At 58.8% G+C, this 16,475-nt stretch carries 13 protein-coding genes; 3 read left to right on the top strand and 10 right to left on the bottom strand.

Features of this window, described 5'->3' with window-relative positions; genetic code table 11:
• The 7 genes from FJ434_RS10280 to FJ434_RS10250 all read right to left on the bottom strand — a co-directional run.
• A partial coding sequence (locus FJ434_RS10280; RefSeq protein WP_246679056.1) for an oligosaccharide flippase family protein occupies positions 1–975 on the bottom strand: 975 nt, incomplete at its 3' end.
• A gap of 249 nt (positions 976–1,224) precedes the next feature.
• On the bottom strand, positions 1,225–2,103 hold the full coding sequence (locus FJ434_RS10275) for a sulfotransferase (RefSeq protein WP_140505874.1): 879 nt from the start codon (positions 2,101–2,103) through the stop codon (positions 1,225–1,227).
• A gap of 205 nt (positions 2,104–2,308) precedes the next feature.
• On the bottom strand, positions 2,309–3,679 hold the full coding sequence (locus FJ434_RS10270; RefSeq protein ID WP_246676134.1) for a polysaccharide biosynthesis/export family protein: 1,371 nt from the start codon (positions 3,677–3,679) through the stop codon (positions 2,309–2,311).
• 128 nt (positions 3,680–3,807) lie between these two features.
• Positions 3,808–5,028 (bottom strand): glycosyltransferase, encoded by a 1,221-nt coding sequence (locus FJ434_RS10265; protein WP_140714974.1) that lies wholly within the window; start codon positions 5,026–5,028, stop codon positions 3,808–3,810.
• A gap of 190 nt (positions 5,029–5,218) precedes the next feature.
• Positions 5,219–6,967 carry a hypothetical protein gene (locus tag FJ434_RS10260; protein ID WP_246678256.1) on the bottom strand — a complete coding sequence of 583 codons (1,749 nt, stop codon included), beginning with the start codon at positions 6,965–6,967 and terminating at the stop codon, positions 5,219–5,221.
• Between the two features lie 263 nt (positions 6,968–7,230).
• Positions 7,231–7,791, bottom strand: coding sequence for a transcription termination/antitermination NusG family protein (locus tag FJ434_RS10255; protein ID WP_140746058.1), 561 nt, complete (start codon positions 7,789–7,791; stop codon positions 7,231–7,233).
• Between the two features lie 14 nt (positions 7,792–7,805).
• Entirely contained in the window at positions 7,806–9,902 is a 2,097-nt protein-coding gene (locus tag FJ434_RS10250; RefSeq protein ID WP_140746056.1) for a polysaccharide biosynthesis tyrosine autokinase, read from the bottom strand.
• A gap of 415 nt (positions 9,903–10,317) precedes the next feature.
• On the opposite strand from FJ434_RS10250, the gene FJ434_RS10245 reads away from it, so the two are divergent.
• From FJ434_RS10245 to FJ434_RS10235, 3 genes are all read left to right on the top strand, one after another.
• Positions 10,318–10,908 (top strand): hypothetical protein, encoded by a 591-nt coding sequence (locus FJ434_RS10245; RefSeq protein WP_140746054.1) that lies wholly within the window; start codon positions 10,318–10,320, stop codon positions 10,906–10,908.
• Between the two features lie 518 nt (positions 10,909–11,426).
• On the top strand, positions 11,427–12,134 hold the full coding sequence (locus tag FJ434_RS10240; RefSeq protein WP_140746052.1) for a Crp/Fnr family transcriptional regulator: 708 nt from the start codon (positions 11,427–11,429) through the stop codon (positions 12,132–12,134).
• A 704-nt stretch (positions 12,135–12,838) separates the two neighbouring features.
• Complete coding sequence (locus FJ434_RS10235) at positions 12,839–13,273, top strand: hypothetical protein (RefSeq protein ID WP_140746049.1); 435 nt, start codon at positions 12,839–12,841, stop codon at positions 13,271–13,273.
• A gap of 136 nt (positions 13,274–13,409) precedes the next feature.
• Here FJ434_RS10235 and FJ434_RS10230 read toward each other — a convergent pair whose 3' ends face one another.
• Genes FJ434_RS10230 through FJ434_RS10220 form a run of 3 tightly spaced genes read right to left on the bottom strand, consistent with a single transcriptional unit; the run spans position 13,410 to position 16,466 of the window.
• Positions 13,410–14,150, bottom strand: a complete 741-nt coding sequence (locus tag FJ434_RS10230) for a ribonuclease activity regulator RraA (RefSeq protein ID WP_140746047.1) — start codon at positions 14,148–14,150, stop codon at positions 13,410–13,412.
• A 23-nt stretch (positions 14,151–14,173) separates the two neighbouring features.
• Positions 14,174–15,337, bottom strand: a complete 1,164-nt coding sequence (locus tag FJ434_RS10225) for a mandelate racemase/muconate lactonizing enzyme family protein (protein ID WP_140746045.1) — start codon at positions 15,335–15,337, stop codon at positions 14,174–14,176.
• A 31-nt stretch (positions 15,338–15,368) separates the two neighbouring features.
• Complete coding sequence (locus tag FJ434_RS10220; protein ID WP_140746043.1) at positions 15,369–16,466, bottom strand: ABC transporter ATP-binding protein; 1,098 nt, start codon at positions 16,464–16,466, stop codon at positions 15,369–15,371.
• Between the last annotated feature and the right edge of the window lie 9 nt (positions 16,467–16,475).

The following is a 16,475-nucleotide window of genomic DNA, read 5'->3' as shown; positions in this document are numbered from 1 at the left end:
CACCCATCCCCGCCCGAGAATGACAGCAACCAACTCCGGCGCGACGATCGCCACGACCACACTGGCCGGCAGGACCAGCAGAGCGCAACCCGCGACCGCGCTGCGATAGGCACGAGCAAGCCGCGCCGGCTGCTCCTGGACCAGAGCCATGGTCGGGAACAGCACTCGATCGAGAACCTGGCCGACGATGACCGCCGGCGTCGTCATCAGCTGTGACGACAGGCCATACAGGCCAAGCGCATCTGCCCCGAGCCAGCGGCCCACGACAAGCCTGTCCGCCTGGGTGGCGAGGTAATTGCATATGCGGGCAATGGTGAAACCGCTTCCGAAATAAAGCAACTCGACGGTGGCGCGGCGTTCCAGCAAAGGTAGCATCGGATGCGGCTGGCCGGCGAGCAGCACGACCATGCGGATGAATTGCTGGATCAGGAGCGCGCCGACAAGGGCCCAGATACCGAAGCCGAGCCAAGCCAGTATTGGACCGGCAACGACGTAGCCAGCGGCGAAGGCGCAGGCGTCGACGAGCGCCAGCCAGCGGAACCGCAGCGCGCGCTGCGCTGCGGCCAATGCCACCATGGAAGCGCCTTGGAAAAGGAACACAAAGCAGATGGCACGAACGATCGGAGCAAGATCGGAGAGCCGAAGCAGACCGCCAATTGCCGGTGCCATCGCCCATACCAGGGCGGACACAACAAGGCCGAGGAGGCACGACAAGGTGAACCCTACCCGAAGATGTCGTTCTTCCAGGACCGGGCGCTGGACGATTGCGGGGCTAATGCCAAGTCCCTGGAAGATCGCCGAAAACTTGATGACGATCAGCGCTGCGGAGTAAAGGCCGAACTCATTGGGCGAGAGCAATCGGGCCAGGACGAGAAGTGCGACAAGCTCGGCGACCGCGAGGGCGCCCATCGACAGGGCCGTCCAGAACATGCCCACGACACTCTGTTTTGCCAGCCCCCGCCGGTTGTTGCTCACATCTCTCTCCACTCGTCGGCCGGTTCAAAAGGCGACCACTGCGTCCATACTGGATCCGCCGGGCCGCAGGCGATGCGCCCCGCGATCATCGGCGCCATGGTCATTTCGTCATTGCCGGGATGCCGGCGTAAGGGTCATTCGTGCCCTTCGACACTCAGCTTCACCGCACCTATTTTGCAGTTGCGCGATCGCATGAGGTCATCAAGGGCGCTCGGCAGCGGTCTCGCTTGCCCGCCCTGCGCGCCTTCCCTATTGAAGGAGCGGGGGGATTTCGTAGCGATAGAACTCCATCTCATCCCGGATCTCCGGTATGATCGCCGTCAAATCCTTCTTTTCGAGGCGGAGCCACTTCTGCTGGCGGCCGGGATCGATCATCTCCTTGGCCTTGTGGACGATATCGTCAGTACAGTTCAGCCCGCAATGCTCATAGATTCGCCGCAAGACCAACTCGGGGTCCTGTATCAAATCCTCGTAGCGGAAAGAGAGCACGCGGCCATTGCCCAGCCTGGCGAGATCTTCGCGAGCCTTTCGATTGCCGCGCGCCCACTGGCGCGCGATCACCGTCAGTTTCTCGTTCTCCTTCAAATCCCGATCTATCCCGTTGTAACGTGGCCCATAGATCGATGTGTATTTCTTCCCCAGCAGCCTTTTTGTGACCACCTGCTTCAGAACGTCCCTTGCATAATAATGAATCTGTGACACGGGCGTCATCTTCAAGAGGCGTATTAGACCTTTTAAAGATTTAGCTCGCTGCCATTTAAGTTCCATCGAGCTTATGTAAGAAAAAGGATTTCTCGTTATATAGAGAAATATCGCGTCTGGAAATATTTTGTGAACAAACGGCACCCGCAGGACATTGGCAGGCGTATTTTCCATGATCTGTCTGTCGCCGTGTTGCGACTGATATTCAAGGAATCTGCCGCGAATGTAGCGAGCGACCCTATCAGTAGCGTCGGTTTCGACGAATTCGTCATGGCGCCGCGCCGGATCGGCGTATAGCCACACTGTTTTCGGCTCGTACCAGGTGACGATGTCGGGGTGCAGCCCGATTAATTTTTGTGCGATTGTGGTTCCAGACCGATAGTTGCCGATCAGGAAAATCGGAGGTTTCAGCTCTGTTGCTGTCATGACAGGTCTCCGTCTCTAAAGGTTAGCCAGGATCGCGCCGACCGGCGTGAAAAGCTCCGCCGCGCCGCTACTGGTCTCTGAACGCACGCATGATCTGGTCCCTCAAAGGTCCGCCCGATCATGGCCCAACGAACCCACGATCGTTGCGGAGCGAGGCCGCAGCCTGAAGCGAAGCCGTGACCGAGGAAGCGGGCATGTGTTCTTGCTATTGACCGATAAGGCTTGGCTGAAGCGCCGGGCCTTTCGCATTCGGGATCGCCGTTGTTCCGGAAGTGTCCGGGGCGTAGAACCCTTTGTTGGCCACAATCGAGACTTCAATGACGTCGCCAGCTCTGACTTCCGTGTTTTCATCCGCGACGATGTCGTGGGCGGCTTTCTGGTCGCGCCTGAAGATTGAAATCTTCACGGAGCCTTGCAAGTCGTCGAAGGTCCTCTGTTCGCCATACGTAAATATAAAGAGAAGCTTGTCGGCGACATACCTTATTTGACTTTGAATTTTCCCCAGCTCGACCTGCGTGTCTTGGGTCTGCGAGATCAAGTCCATTTCATAACTCTGCTTCTTTTTTCGCAGCTCGCTTTCAGCGGTCAGCATCGCCTGCTGCGCCTGCTCCTGCTGCAGCTCGGTCTGCGAAAGTTCGGCGCGATAGCTGGTATGTGCTCGTTCGGCCGTCATGACATTCGAATTGGTGACCAGGCCTTTTTCCCGCAATGACCGGGCAGACTGCAGTTCCTCGAGTTGAATGTCCGCGGTCTTTTCCCGTTCCTTTCGAGTGGCAGCGACCATATCCGCTTCCTTCCTGGCCCGCTCCAACGAGACATCAAGGTAGGAAATGTCGTCCCGATATGCGGCAAGGCGGGCGTCCAACTGCGCTTGTTCGGATGCTACGATGTCGTCAATCAAGTGGACGCCAAACTCGACTGGCGGATCCGGCGGGGCAACGAAGGATTTGTCCTGTCGGCTTTCCGCCTGGAGCCGGGCAAGCCGAACCTTCAGACGGTATTCCTCGATCGCCAGACCTGCGCGCGCACTGCGTAGATCCGCTATTTGCAGGGCCGGCTCCGTGTTTCCCGCGGTCGTAGCCCGAAAGCCGCCTGCTATGGCGAGTGCATGGCGAACCGTAATGCCGGGTTGAAACGGGTACGATCCTGGATGAGCAACCGTCCCGGAAATAAAGAATGGCCGGTACTGGCCGATCTCCACTTTCACGTAGGGCTCGAGGATGAGCTTCTGCTGCTGGAATGCACGCTGAATGGCCTGCGAAAGGGCAACGCTGCTGAGGCCGCGGGCTTGGACATCACCCAACATGGGAAGTGATATCGAGCCCCGATCATCGACCACGACTTCCAGAGGATAGGCTGTCTCGCCAATCACGGATACTCGCAGGACGTCGCCGGTGTCGAATGTGTAGCCATCGGCACGGGAAGCGTCTGCCGCGAGCAGAACAACGGCAATGGCGAGGCCACCAATCATTGCGAGCATGCGGCCGGCCACGGGTCCGGATCTTGGAAATAGCCATCGGCACCAATCCTGCAGCGAAGGCTTGGATGGAAATTGCTGGTTGGCACGCAAACGCATCGTCGTACTCCCGTTGTCATGCTGCCGTCAGGACCAGTCGACATTCATCGGCGGAACGTCACGGCAGGGTATTCGTTGTCGAGAATTAAGCCTTGGAAATCCGGGCTCCGTCGAAGGAGCAAAAGGGATCAAAATCCGTGCAGTCCTACGGTCTGCTTGGCGAGGCCATCGCGAATTCGCGGGTCATTCGGCCTTGCGGCTGAGAGAGCCGACTCAAGAACGGACTGATAAATCGACTCGACCCTGTCGCACATGGCATCCATCCCCCATGACGAAAGGTCGGTGAATTTCGCGCTGGCAGCCAGTTGAGCGCGATAGCGCTCATTTTGCAGAAGGTCGGCGATCGCCGCCGCTGCGGCGCCAACATCTTCTGCTGGCGTCACGATTCCGTTCACGCCATGCTTCACCACTTCTTCCACGCCCGGCAGGTGCGAGACCACGCTGGCTCGACCACCCGCCAGATACTGCATTACGACCCGAGGCAGTCCTTCTCGCATGGACGTCAGAACACATACATCGGCCAGGCTGATTAGTCGTTCAGGCTCGCAATGGTAGCCGATCATGCGAACGTTATTGGCGAACGGGGATCGTTCAATCGCCGCTTCAACAGCGGACCGGGTCGGCCCTTCACCGGCTAGGATCAGTCGCACGTTTGGGATTCGGTCGACGACTTGCCCAAATGCTTCAATGAACTCTACATGGCGTTTTCTCGGTTCCAGTGCGGCCAGCATAAGGATTACCGGCGGCTTAGGCTCTCCGGCGGCCGTTCCCAGGAGCAGATGCGGCTCCTGCGGCCATTGCGCGTTCGCGAAGCGTGTCAGATCGAAACCGGAATGGACGACGTGGTGCTGATCGGGACTGCCCAAATGATTGGCGATGCAAATGTCGCGCATGGCCTGGCTGACGTCGATGAAAGCGCGCGTGACTTTCGCGGCCAGGCGTTCGGCAGCCAGGAACATGAGCCTCTGCGCGTTGCCCACATGCACGAAAGGTAAAATGTGCACGCCATGCACGATGCAACGGACATTGGCTTCCTTGGCGGCAAGGCGACCGACGATCCCGGCTTTGCTTTGATGTGTGTGCACGATGTCAGGTTGCCAATCGCGTATAAGGCGAGTGAGTTGCCCGAATGCGGAAATGTCACGGGATGGCGAAATCGAGTTGATCAGTTTTTCCAGAGTCACCACCCTGATGGCTCCGGCGACCGACGCCCGTAATCCAGGATCGTATTCTTGGCCGTGAACCAAAAGCACTTCGTGGCCATGCCGCGCCTGAGCGAGACAGCAGGCCAATGTGTTCTCTTCGGAGCCTGCCCGAAGCAGTCTGGTGAGCACATGAACAATCTTCATTTGCTTATACCTCAGGGAACATGAATCCGGGGCGGCGCATCCGGGTGAGCGAGCGCCTGGAGGCGGAGCGTTGAGGGCTCCTCGGCGGCTTCCCTGGCACGGCCTGGATCGGCTGTTGCTTGGCGCGATCGTGGCAAGCTGGCCAGCGCGTCTGCTGTGGTGAATGCCGGCGTTAAGCCGCCAGCTGTTCTCAGAAGGACAACCAGATATGCCTGAACAGTTCCTGGCCGACCGCCTCTATGCCGGCGCTCGCGTCAATGGTTCGGATGTTCTTGTCCCTGTCTCGCAACTCCGCCATCAGCGATAGCCGCGCATCGAACGCTTCTTTCCTGATCTCTCCCGGCTTGCGCTGCTCGGAGACGGCAAAATCTGAAACGAGATGCAAAGTGAGTTGTGGCTGGCATTCTGCCATCTTTTGATAGAGCCTTTGCTCGAGGCGGGCGAGAACCGACAGGCCGGGGACGGAGAAGAGGTGCGGTGGGACGGTTGGCCCGTCCAGATATCCGCTACATAGCGCCTGCGGCCACCTGTCACAAATGACGATCAGGCCGCGCGTAGCCCATCGATGCGCACGTTTCACGACAGCGTATCGCTCAAACGCGATCAAGACTGCCCAGAATGCCAGCGCGGCAGCGGCGAATCCTCCCTTCGACCAATTTCGGCTGAAGGAATTGTTGCCATCGTGCTGGGCCAACGACTTTAGGCGGCGTCTGTAGGGAAAAACCAGAGTCTGCAACGCCTTGCGGAGCCACCACCCATTGCCGTCTCCGATTCCGACATATGCTTGCGCACACCCGAATTTCCATCGAAATATCCGTGTCAGCCGATCAGCTTGAGTGCTCTTTCCCATGCCATCAGGGCCGACGAGCGCCACTACAAAGCCGCCAGCCGCAGGCCGCCTCTTTGGTGGGAATGTGCCGGGCATCAGGCGCTGAAGGGACATCAACGCCAGATATGAGGTCTTGCGGGCCAGATGAACGCCGGCATCGGCGATCCCGTAACCTCCTGTAAAACCGCAGGCTTCACGGATTGAACGCCGGAGTCTGGCAAGATCTCTGCGGTTTGCCATCAAACCGTCTGCGCTTTGCAGAAACCTGCAGCTCGCCACTCTGCCGCCGCCAAGCGTGTATTCCGCGACACCCAAGCCTTGCTGGCCTGACGGAAGTGGCGGGCGTGCAAACTGGTCCCTCCAACCACCACCGACGGTGATCCACTGTCGCCAAGGCAATGCCCAGGTCCGGAAGGCGAAGCGGGCAATGGTTATTCGAATCTCGTCCTCGGGTGAGACGACTGGAATCGACACCCCATCCACACAAATCGACTCCCATCGTGTAATCGCCGCATAGTCGAATACCGGATACCGCTTGCGAAATTCCCAGCCGACACGGATCCCGATATGCATGTCGAGGTGGAGATAGCGGCCATTTGGAAAGTCAGGCAGGAACCAGTCCTCCCGGCCGGCACAGACATTGTCGTAGCAAGACAGGCTCACGCTGCGACAGCCGTGCAGCTTGCTCACGATCGAGCAGAAGACTGGGTAGTCGTGCTTGTCCAGAAGGAGATCCAGGTCATCGCGGCCCGCAAGTCCGTTTTGCAGGGATGCGAGATCCTGAATTATTCCGTACTTCAGGCCGCTCTCATTGAATGCTCGAAACAGTTCGATAGCGATCGGGAGGGCCGGGACTGTTTCGAGGGGCAGCAAGGAGGCGCTTGCGTCGGTTTGGGAAACACCGGCATCTGCTTTGTTGATCGACGAGCTCGCCCCAACCACCCTGGCTGGCGCTGGAACATTCACCCCCGGCGTCAACGCTTCGACCAGCATGCTTGCCTTGGCTTTTGGAACCCAGCGACGATATTGTTGCGGCTGCAGGCCGTCCCGAGGCTCTCCGGGATCCGTCGGACGGTAGCTTCCGGGTTTGGATTTACGTGAAGGTTGCAAGGGGTTTCCCCTGGTTGATCGCGTCGAGCGTCATTCGCTCATCGTCGCCGGTCATCGTATCGGCGAGGTATATCCAACCTATTGGCGCTGATTTCGTTGAGACGCAGCACCCAATGTTTTCAACGCCGGCCTGCAGCCTTGGATGTTACCTTGCAAGCTGCCGCATCGAGGGTGAATTGGGTGCCAACTCATCCTTCCTTTGCCGGGTGGTTTCGGCGTCTTTCGAGAAAAAAAGATATTATACGAAAACTAAGGTATAGAATTCAGCATATAACCGAAAGTTTATCTCGGTCGATCGTGATTGGAATCGAACGATTCATTATATCAAGAAGAATTTTGACTGCTCCAGCACTTCCAACATGATCAAGAACGCCAAGCTGTTCCGAAAACGGTCCATCTATGATTCGAATTCTTTGACCTGGCCTCAATAAGATATCGGGGTGCAAAATTCCGTCGTCGTCTGTTGCGGCTATCAAGGACTCGATCACGCCGTATGGCGCCGGGACCGGCATTCCTTTGCTCATGACAAGTCTTCGCACGCCGACGGTTGAGTTGATCGGGTACCAACTCTGCTGAGCAGCCAGCGAGACGAACAGATAGCACTCGAAATACGCACTGGCGACGGTTCTGACGATGCGAGCGTGGCGAACGGTTCGCCTTCGCTTGGGCAGGTATGTTCGGAAGGTTTGCGATAGCAGGTGCCGCTCCGCCAAGCTCTCGGAATGTTGGTGCGTCTGGACCACGTACCAACGCGCAAGGTCCCCGCCGTAAGTCTTTCCAACCGGCTCCGGGTAGCGATCATGGTATAATTCAGCGTGCTGCATGGCGAAACATTTCTCTAGTTGAGATAATAACTGTCCGAGACACTACTTTCGAGGGACGTGTATCGGCCATATTTTGGCAGCTTTGGTTCGTCCACCATTGTCAGGGCGATGCCGGCAATCTTCGACCGACCGCCAAGGTGTCGAATTCCTTCTGCAACGGCCTCGCGCGCGGTTTCGCGCCACTTCACGACAAAGAGGACCTTGTCGACATACCGCGCCAGGATCGTGGCGTCGGCCGCAGCTCCAACAGGTGGTGCGTCAACGATCACCGTATCGAACTTTCCGCGAAGCTCTTCGAGAACCGAGCGCATCCGTGCCGAAGCAAGAAGGGCAGGCGGGTTCCGGGTCCTTGCGCCCGCAGGGAGCAGGGATATCCCCGAGCGTTCGTCCAGATGAATTGCGTTTGCTGCCTTCACCGGCAACGTCAGAAGGTCGACCAGCCCGACCTTGTCTGCCATGCCGAAGAAGGCCGTGGTGGCCGAAAGCCGCAAGTCCGCATCGACGACCAGAACCCGTTCGCCGTCGGCCGCTGCGGAGCAGGCCAAGCTCAATACCAGGGTTGTCTTTCCTTCGCCGGGCATCGCCGATGTCACCAGCATAAGGCGCGGCAAGCGGGCCTGTTCGGGCGTCGCATCAATGCCCAGGCGGAGCCGCCGCACGGCCTCGCTAAACCTAGATAGCGGTCTGCGCTCGAGATAAGCCACAGGTTGGGCTTGGGACTGGGCGTCTCTCGACCAGCCCGCCATCCGTGGGATGGATGCAAGAACCGGAACGGACAGCTCTTCCTCTATCTGCTTCTTTGCCAAGAAGCCGGAAGCGAAAAGTTCACGAAGAACGGCGCCTGCGCCCCCGACGAAGAAGCCGAGCACAAGTCCCAACGCCGCGAATAGAGGCCTGTTCGGAAAGCTTGGCGAACCCGGAATAACCGCATCGGTTATCACGCGCACGCCGCTGTTTAGCAGGGTAGACTTCTCCTCGGTGAGCTTGGCGCGTGAAAGGAATGTCTCAAACAGCTCCTTGTTCGCGGCGGCAATCCTTTCTAGGTCGCGCAACTGCACGCCAACCTGACCTTCGACTTCGGATCGGTTGGATACCGAATTCAAGGCTCGGCTGAGAGAAGCTTCCCGGGCCTCGGCAGCGTCCACTTCATTCTTCAGATTGCCGATGAGACGCTGGACTTCGGCGGTAATCTGCCCCTCGATGTCGCGGCGCTCGGCTTGCGCCGCCAGGACATCCGGATGCCTATCGCCATATTTCAATTTAAGGTCGGCTTCCCGCCGTGTCACTCCAGCGATCTGGGCCCGAAGCGCGCTGATAACCACGGACTGCAAGACGTCCGGCATCGACTGGATGTCGCCTCCGCTAGTCAGCAATTTGTCAACTTGTTGATATTGTGCCCGTTTCTCCGACAATTCGGCGCGTGCGGTGATTAGTGCGACATTCAATTCAGACAGCTGCTGATCAGTCAAACTGCCTGCTGGCGTCGCCAATAGATTGTGATCGATCCGAAACTTCTGGACAGCTTGTTCCGAAAGGCTCAGTTCCGCTCGCAGAGATGCAGCCCGCTCACTGAGCCATGTGGAGGCTTTCCTGGCCCCTTCGTAACGGGACCTTACTCGATCAGCGAGGTAGGCCTGGGAGATTGCGTTCGCCAGCGATGCTGCTTTCCCCGGGTCGTAGGCGGTCACCGAGATCTCAATAACATCCGCCAATCCGACACGCGAAACCCCAAGGGCGCCCTGTAGCCATATTAATGCCCCCGGCCCGATCTTCGGGTCTTCCGTCAGTTTTTCGCTGTCGACGACCTTCTGAAGGAGCGAGGCGGATCTCAGAACTGCAATCTGACTTTCGATAAATGTCGAATTGTCGGCAAAATCAGAATTGGAATAATCCTGCGGGGTCATATAGTCGACCGGGGAATCGAGTAAGACTTGTGCGACGCCCGTGTAGGATGGTGGAAGGAGATAGGCGGCGGCGACAAATAGGGCAAAGGTGATTACAGCAATGCTGCACACCAGCTTCCAGCGGCGGAGAAAGAAATCAAGAATCTCCCGCACGTCGAGCGGCAGTAATTCTCTGGTCATGGTCGGACTGTCAATTGAACTTGCCATTGCCGAATCCTTAGCGATCAACAGAACAACGCCCACCCTTCAGCGTCGGCTGAATGTGCTTCACTTCAAAATTGTTTGGGCAGTTGCCTGTTAGGCGCGATGAGACCGCTGACAGGGTTCGCACCCCGCCATCCGGCATGTCCAAATCGCTTCCGCCCACCAACGATCGCGTCGCCGGTCAGCCGAAAACATAACAGCTTCGCGCACACCGCCGCCATTACCATTATTGAGTAGTAATTCGGCTAAAGGTCGATCTGGTCTACCCGATGAGCCTTTCAGACCTTAGGACGTTCGCAGGGACATCTATCGCTCGTCCGGGTGCTCTATAACGCGGCCACCGAGCCGGCGCGCGCGGGACGGCCTACGCTCCCACACGACGAAGAGGCCGGCCGGCCCCGTTTGTTTCGAGGTTGATATGGACACTTACAGCGACATTGTTCCGGGACTTGTAGATTGGGCGGTCAACAGACCGTTAGCCATTCTGATGCTGTCCGCAACCTGGCCGTTGATGCTTCTTCTAAGTAAGGGCCGGTTGCTGGGCTATGGTGCCCTTGCCTTTTTTATTGGAGTTGGGGCCTTGATCGTGTTCGGCATCGAAAGCCCCGCAGGAGCAGCCATTGTCGTGCTCGCGTACAGTTTGCTGGTTTCAGTTGCCCTGATTTCCACCAGCAGGCGACTTGCCGAAATCGAAAATCGCCTTGCATCGGCCATATCGGTACTCGATGACCTGGAAGTTGCCGAGGAAAGACGCCAGACCTACAAGGCCAAGCACCCCTCGACCTCGCGGCTTCGCCGGAAACCGGCAGCTAGAACAATGGAGCCGGTCGTTGCGGCGGGCATGACAGAGGGTCTCGAAAGTGGGACGCAGGTGATCCCTGGGCCTCCTTGGCAAGAGTTCCAACCGCTAGATCCGCCAGTGGGATCGGCGGTGTCGGCATTAACTCCACCAACAGGATCCGACGTTCTTTCAGAAGAAAAACGTCGAACAAGACTGGTGTCAAGTTGAATAGGTCTGCCTTGGATAGTTTCAGCCAAGTGAAGTGACCGCCAGCTAGCGCTGATGCTCCGGCTGCGCGCAGTCCAAAGGAAAAGGTCGACTGCGGGCGACAGGGTTGCTGCTGGCGGACCCACGGGCTACTTGCAGAAGTCGATCCGGTAGAGATCATAAGAGCCGGCTTCGGCGGAGATGCACGGCAGCTGGTTCGTCACAAATCCTTGCCGATGGACCGCACCGCTGCCGAGCGGAATAAAGGTGCCGCGGCCAAAACAATGAAAATCGTGACCCCCGACTTGCCCAGTGCGCCCGACGCTCTTGGCTTTCCGCGCTGTACCGGCATGAGTGGCCCCAGCAGGCATTGCGGCTCTTTATGACCTTTGCTGCATGCTGATATCCTCCGAAGGTGGTAAGGTAGTGCCCAACCGTGGTAGGTTGCGCCTCCATTTGGATGAAACTATAAATGGAACTTTATATGTAGCTGGTAGTTTGGACCTGAGGGACGATCACGGCTGGGGTAATCACACAAAATGAGCTTATCAAAGCAGGCTCTTGGATTGGCGAGGGAGCCTACCCTTGCTGAACCAATTTCAGAAATGGGAATCTCTGTACTGCCTGGAGCTGTCCGGCGCCTTTATCCGGCGAACACGACGATTGCACGGGAGTATCAGGCTAGATCCTTTATCCTAGTTATGACCGCGGGGTGGGCCGCATTCGCCAAAACGCTGCGGAATGGCTCTCGTCTCATCGTCGATTTTGCGCTCCCTCACGAAATTGCCTTCATCGAGTTCTGCGGAGACGGGAGCGAGACGGTAACGGCTCTCTCGGACGTGACCGCGATCGAATTGACGGGTCCAGTCCATACATGCTTTTCACGCTATTCGCCGTCCATTTGCGAGGCCATCATGCTGGCTGAGGCACGGCGGTACTCAAGGGTTACCGAACATCTGGCGGGAGTCAGTAGAAGAGGACCTATTGAACGCACGGCTCACCTTCTCCTCGAACTGGGCTGCCGCGCACATAGATCGGTCACCGGTTATCCGCAGCGCTTTGAATGCCCGCTGACCCAGGCCCAGCTGGCCGACGCATTGGGGCTGTCTGCTGTGCACGTAAGTCGCGTGTTGAAGGATTTGCGAGAAAACGGGTTGGTTTCGTTCCGCAATGGTGTGGTCGAGTTGCATGACCACGCGGGACTTATCAAAATAGCCGGATTTGATCGGTCTTACATTTCGAGTTGATGGCGCAAAACCGGTCTCAACTGCGCACCGACCGAGCCGTAGGCGATGCAGAGCCGTAAAGGAAATGGCCGGTGCGGAGGGGCAGCCTTCCGGGGACGTGAAGACCGCACCGGCCACTGCGGCGGGCTTAACGCTACGCACCCGTACTGGTCAATGTAACGCATACCAGCAACCAGGCAATTACGCCAATCGGTGGTGTCCAGGTCAGTGAAATACAGACGGGATCGTACGCCCTCCGTCTTGGCGAGCCTCGTTTCTAGAGCGATTTGTGGTGTCCGATACTTCGGTCGATGGCACATTTCCTATCGGGAGGCGTGCGCTATCAGTGCACCCGTCTGACGATATGGTTGCGGAAGCTCCGGCTCGCTTGTCGGTCGCTGTCCCTGGCTAGGGGCGCCGCAGATCGTCGACGCCTCGGCCATGAATCCTTCCTGCCACCGCCATACGCAGGCCGTCGACTTGGGCGTAGCCGTCATGCTGCCGCGATCGCCTCAAACCAGGCCTGTCGTCGGAGGCCACAACATCGATCATGATACCCCTGCGCATCCCAACCGTCGCATACACAGCGAACACGCCTCCGTCTCAATCGGTCAACTAGGCGCGTCTAGTTCTTTTGCGTTGTGACCTCATCCAAGTAGTCGAATGGACTGGACGCCATACCGGGCCGTAGCATTCTTTTTTGGCTGCGGGGATTGAGAGGTCGTATGACCATACCGTTACAAATCAGAGAGTTGTTGGAAATCGAGGCGTACCGGCGAACCATCAAGACGCTCGACCACGCCTATGACGTCGACCTGGCAAATGCTTGCACGCCTGTGGAGCGGGAAAAGGCTCAGTACCGACATTATTGGGAAACGTTATTATACTATGAACAGATTGCAGAGATAAAAACGCGGCGGCTCGTCCGGAAGGCGGCTCGTCTCAATCTGTCGATCGGCCCCGCGGACAGCGACAGCCCAATGTGGAGGAGATCGTCTCAGCTAAACAGCTGGATACTTACGACGGTTGGCTGTTCTGAAGTACAAAAACTAATCCGCAAAGAATACAAAGATCGACGAGAGCGAGACACCACCTGGGCTGGCGTAATCATCGGCCCACTCACCCGGCTGGCATCTGTTTGGCTGGTCGAGCGCGGGTAGTAGCCGCACAGCAGCCAACGCACGCTCCCAGTCATGATCACCGAGAAGGCGGCGAACATGACCTACTGGATCGCGCCGATACCGGCGACGAGCGGCTGCCTGCATTGGAGAGGCATCCCATGACCTCGTCAGTCCATCAAAATTTCGGGTTGGTTGTCCGCCAAGCTTCATACTCATCGTTCGCACTTGGGTGCAGCGGATAATAGCGTTGTAACGACCCGCCCTCCATGAGCTTCATGCGCGAGAATTCCTCCCAGTCGTGATGCTTTTGGGATTCCTCGATCACCTTTGCGGCCATTGCGACGGGCAGCACGACCACCCCGTCATCATCGGCGACGATGATGTCGCCGGGGATCACCGTGACACCGCCGCAGGCAATCGGAACGTTGACGGCGTTGGGATAGATGCTGGTTTGCACATGGTAGTTGGGCGTCCAGCCGCGCAGCCATAGCGCCAGATCGAGCTTTTCGACATTGGGCCGGTCGCGCATGCACCCGTCGATCACGATACCCGCGCCGCCTCTGCCCTTGAAATACGTCGACATCATATCGCCGAAGACGCCCGAGCTCATGTCGCCGCGCGCGTCGACCACGACCACATCCCCCTCCTGTGCGTGGTAGAGCACGTGTCGGTGCAGTTGCGTCTCCGGATCGGCATATTCTCCCTCGGTGAAGAGGTCCGGTCGCTGCGGCATGAACTGCAGCGTCAGCGCCGGCCCGACGATCGACTTGCCGTGGTTCTGCGCCACCGGGCCGACCATGTGCGGATTGCGGAAGCCCATATGGCCAAGCGTGCCGGCAACCGTCGCGGCGCCGATCTCCCTTAGCGCGTCGATCAGATCCGTGGGCGGCCGCGTGATGTCGGAAGTATGCGTCATTGTGGACTCCGATTGAAAGGGAACTACCAGTTCGTGACAGAACCATCGCGGCGCTTGAGGTGGGGCGCTTCCCAGAAACGGAAGCTCTGCGCCTGGACCGCCTCTTCGTTGACCTCGACGCCGAGCCCCGGCAAATCGCTGACGGGATAATCGGGGCCGTCGAGCCGTGGTTGCACCGGGAAGAATTCGGAATTGTCGAAGCCAAGCTTTGCTTCAGGCGCCCTGGTCTCGAGCCACGAAAAGTTGGGTACCGCGGCGGCCAAATGCACGGTCGCGGCCGTGCAGACTGGACCAAGCGGATTGTGTGGCATCAGGTCCACATAATGCGCCTCGCTCCAGCCGGCGACTTTCATCGCTTCGGTGAACCCGCCGACATTGCAGATATCGAGCCGGTTGAACTGGTGGATACCGCGCTCGATGTAGGGCAGGAACTGCCACTTGCTTGCAAATTCCTCGCCGATGGCAAAGGGGATGTCGGTCATGGTGCGCAGGGACTCGTAGGTCTCCGGCGTCTCGTCGCGTATCGGCTCCTCGAGGAAATCGAGCACGCCGCGGTCGAGCTTGTTGCAGAAGCTCACCGCCTCCGCCACCGACAGCCGATGATGATAGTCGATGCCGAGGACGACATCGTCGCCCAGCGCCCGGCGCGCTTTGTTCAGCATGCTCGCGGTAGCGCCGATCGACTGGCGTGGCTCGAAGATGTCCCTGCTGTTTTGCCCGGCGGGAAAGAAGCGGATTGCCTGCCAGCCCTGTGCGCGCAGTTCGCGGGCCCGCTCGATGGCAATGTCGCCCTCGGCCTCGTCTCCGGTCGAGGCGAAGGTGGGGATCCGGTCACGCTGTTTACCGCCCAGCAACTCGTAGACCGGCACCCCCAGCGCCTTGCCCTTGATGTCGTGAAGGGCGATGTCGATGGCGGATATCGCCGCCTGCAGAACCCGCCCGCCTTCGAAATACTGGCTGCGATAAATCTCCTGCCAGATCCGCCCGATCTGCATGGGGTCGCGGCCGACCAGAAACTCGCGATAGTGCTCGACCGCGCCGGCCACGGCCTTCTCGCGTCCGCTCAGGCCGCTCTCGCCCCAGCCGAATATGCCCTGGTCGGTCTCGACCTTGACCAGCATCTGGTTGCGCGTTCCCACCCATGCCGGATAGGGCTTGATCGCGGTGATCTTAAGCTTCGTAGTCATCCACGCCCACGTTCCACACGCATCCGCCTGCTCAGCTGGCCTCGAGGGCCATTTCAGTTTCGCCGTCGAACAGATGCATCCGCTCCTGGTCGAACTCGAGCCAGATCCGCTCGTCGGGCGCGACGGCAATGTTCGGCGGCACGCTGACGTTGACGACGGCGCCGGACAGGAACGCCTGCACGAAGGTGACGTCTCCGGTTGGTTCCACCGTGTAGACCTTGGCCGGGATGCTGCCTGGCACCGCACTCTTGTGCAGCTTGATCGTCGAGTGACGTGCGCCGAGCACGACTTTCCGGGTTGTCGCCCGCGCGACCTTCTGAATGTTGCGCGGCGAGAGCCCGAGGCTCCAGCCCTCCGCGCTGGTCAACACGGTACCGCCCGGTGCCGTCGATGCCTCCAGCGGAATAAGGCTCATCGCCGGGCTGCCGATGAAGCTGGCGACGAACATGTTCACCGGATGGGCAAAGACCTGCGCCGGTGAATCGTATTGCTGCAGGAAGCCGCCGTTCATCACCGCCATCTTGTCGGCCATCGTCACGGCCTCGAGCTGGTCGTGCGTCACATAGATGATCGTCGCCTTGAGGTCCTGATGAAAGCGCTTGATCTCCGACCGCATCTGTACGCGCAGTTTGGCGTCGAGGTTGGAGAGCGGCTCGTCCATGAGAAACACGGCGGGGTCGCGCACAAGGGCGCGGCCCAAGGCCACGCGCTGCTGCTGGCCGCCCGAAAGTTCACGCGGCTTGCGCTCGAGCAGGTGCGTCATGTCGAGCACGCGCGCCGCTTCCTTGACCTTCTTGTCGATCTCGTCCTTGGGCAGTCTGCGCATCTGCAGCGGGAAGGCGAGATTCATATAGACCGACTTTTGCGGATAGAGCGCGTAGTTCTGGAACACCATTGCGATGTCCCTGTCCTTGGGGTCGAGATCGTTGACCACCCGTTCCCCGATGACGATGTCGCCCGATGTGATCGGGGTCAGCCCCGCGACGAGATTGAGCGTGGTTGTCTTGCCGCAGCCTGAAGGGCCGACGAGCGCAACGAACTCGCCGTCATTGACCGTCAGCGAAACGTCGTTGACGGCCTTGAAGTTGCCGTAGGTCTTGACGAGATCTTTGAGGACCACGTGGGCCATCGGCAACTC

It is taken from the genome of Mesorhizobium sp. B2-5-13 (assembly GCF_006440535.1).
Classification (GTDB): domain Bacteria; phylum Pseudomonadota; class Alphaproteobacteria; order Rhizobiales; family Rhizobiaceae; genus Mesorhizobium; species Mesorhizobium salmacidum.
Note: the sequence above shows the minus strand (reverse complement) of the source record. Positions and strands in the feature narration are given on the sequence as shown.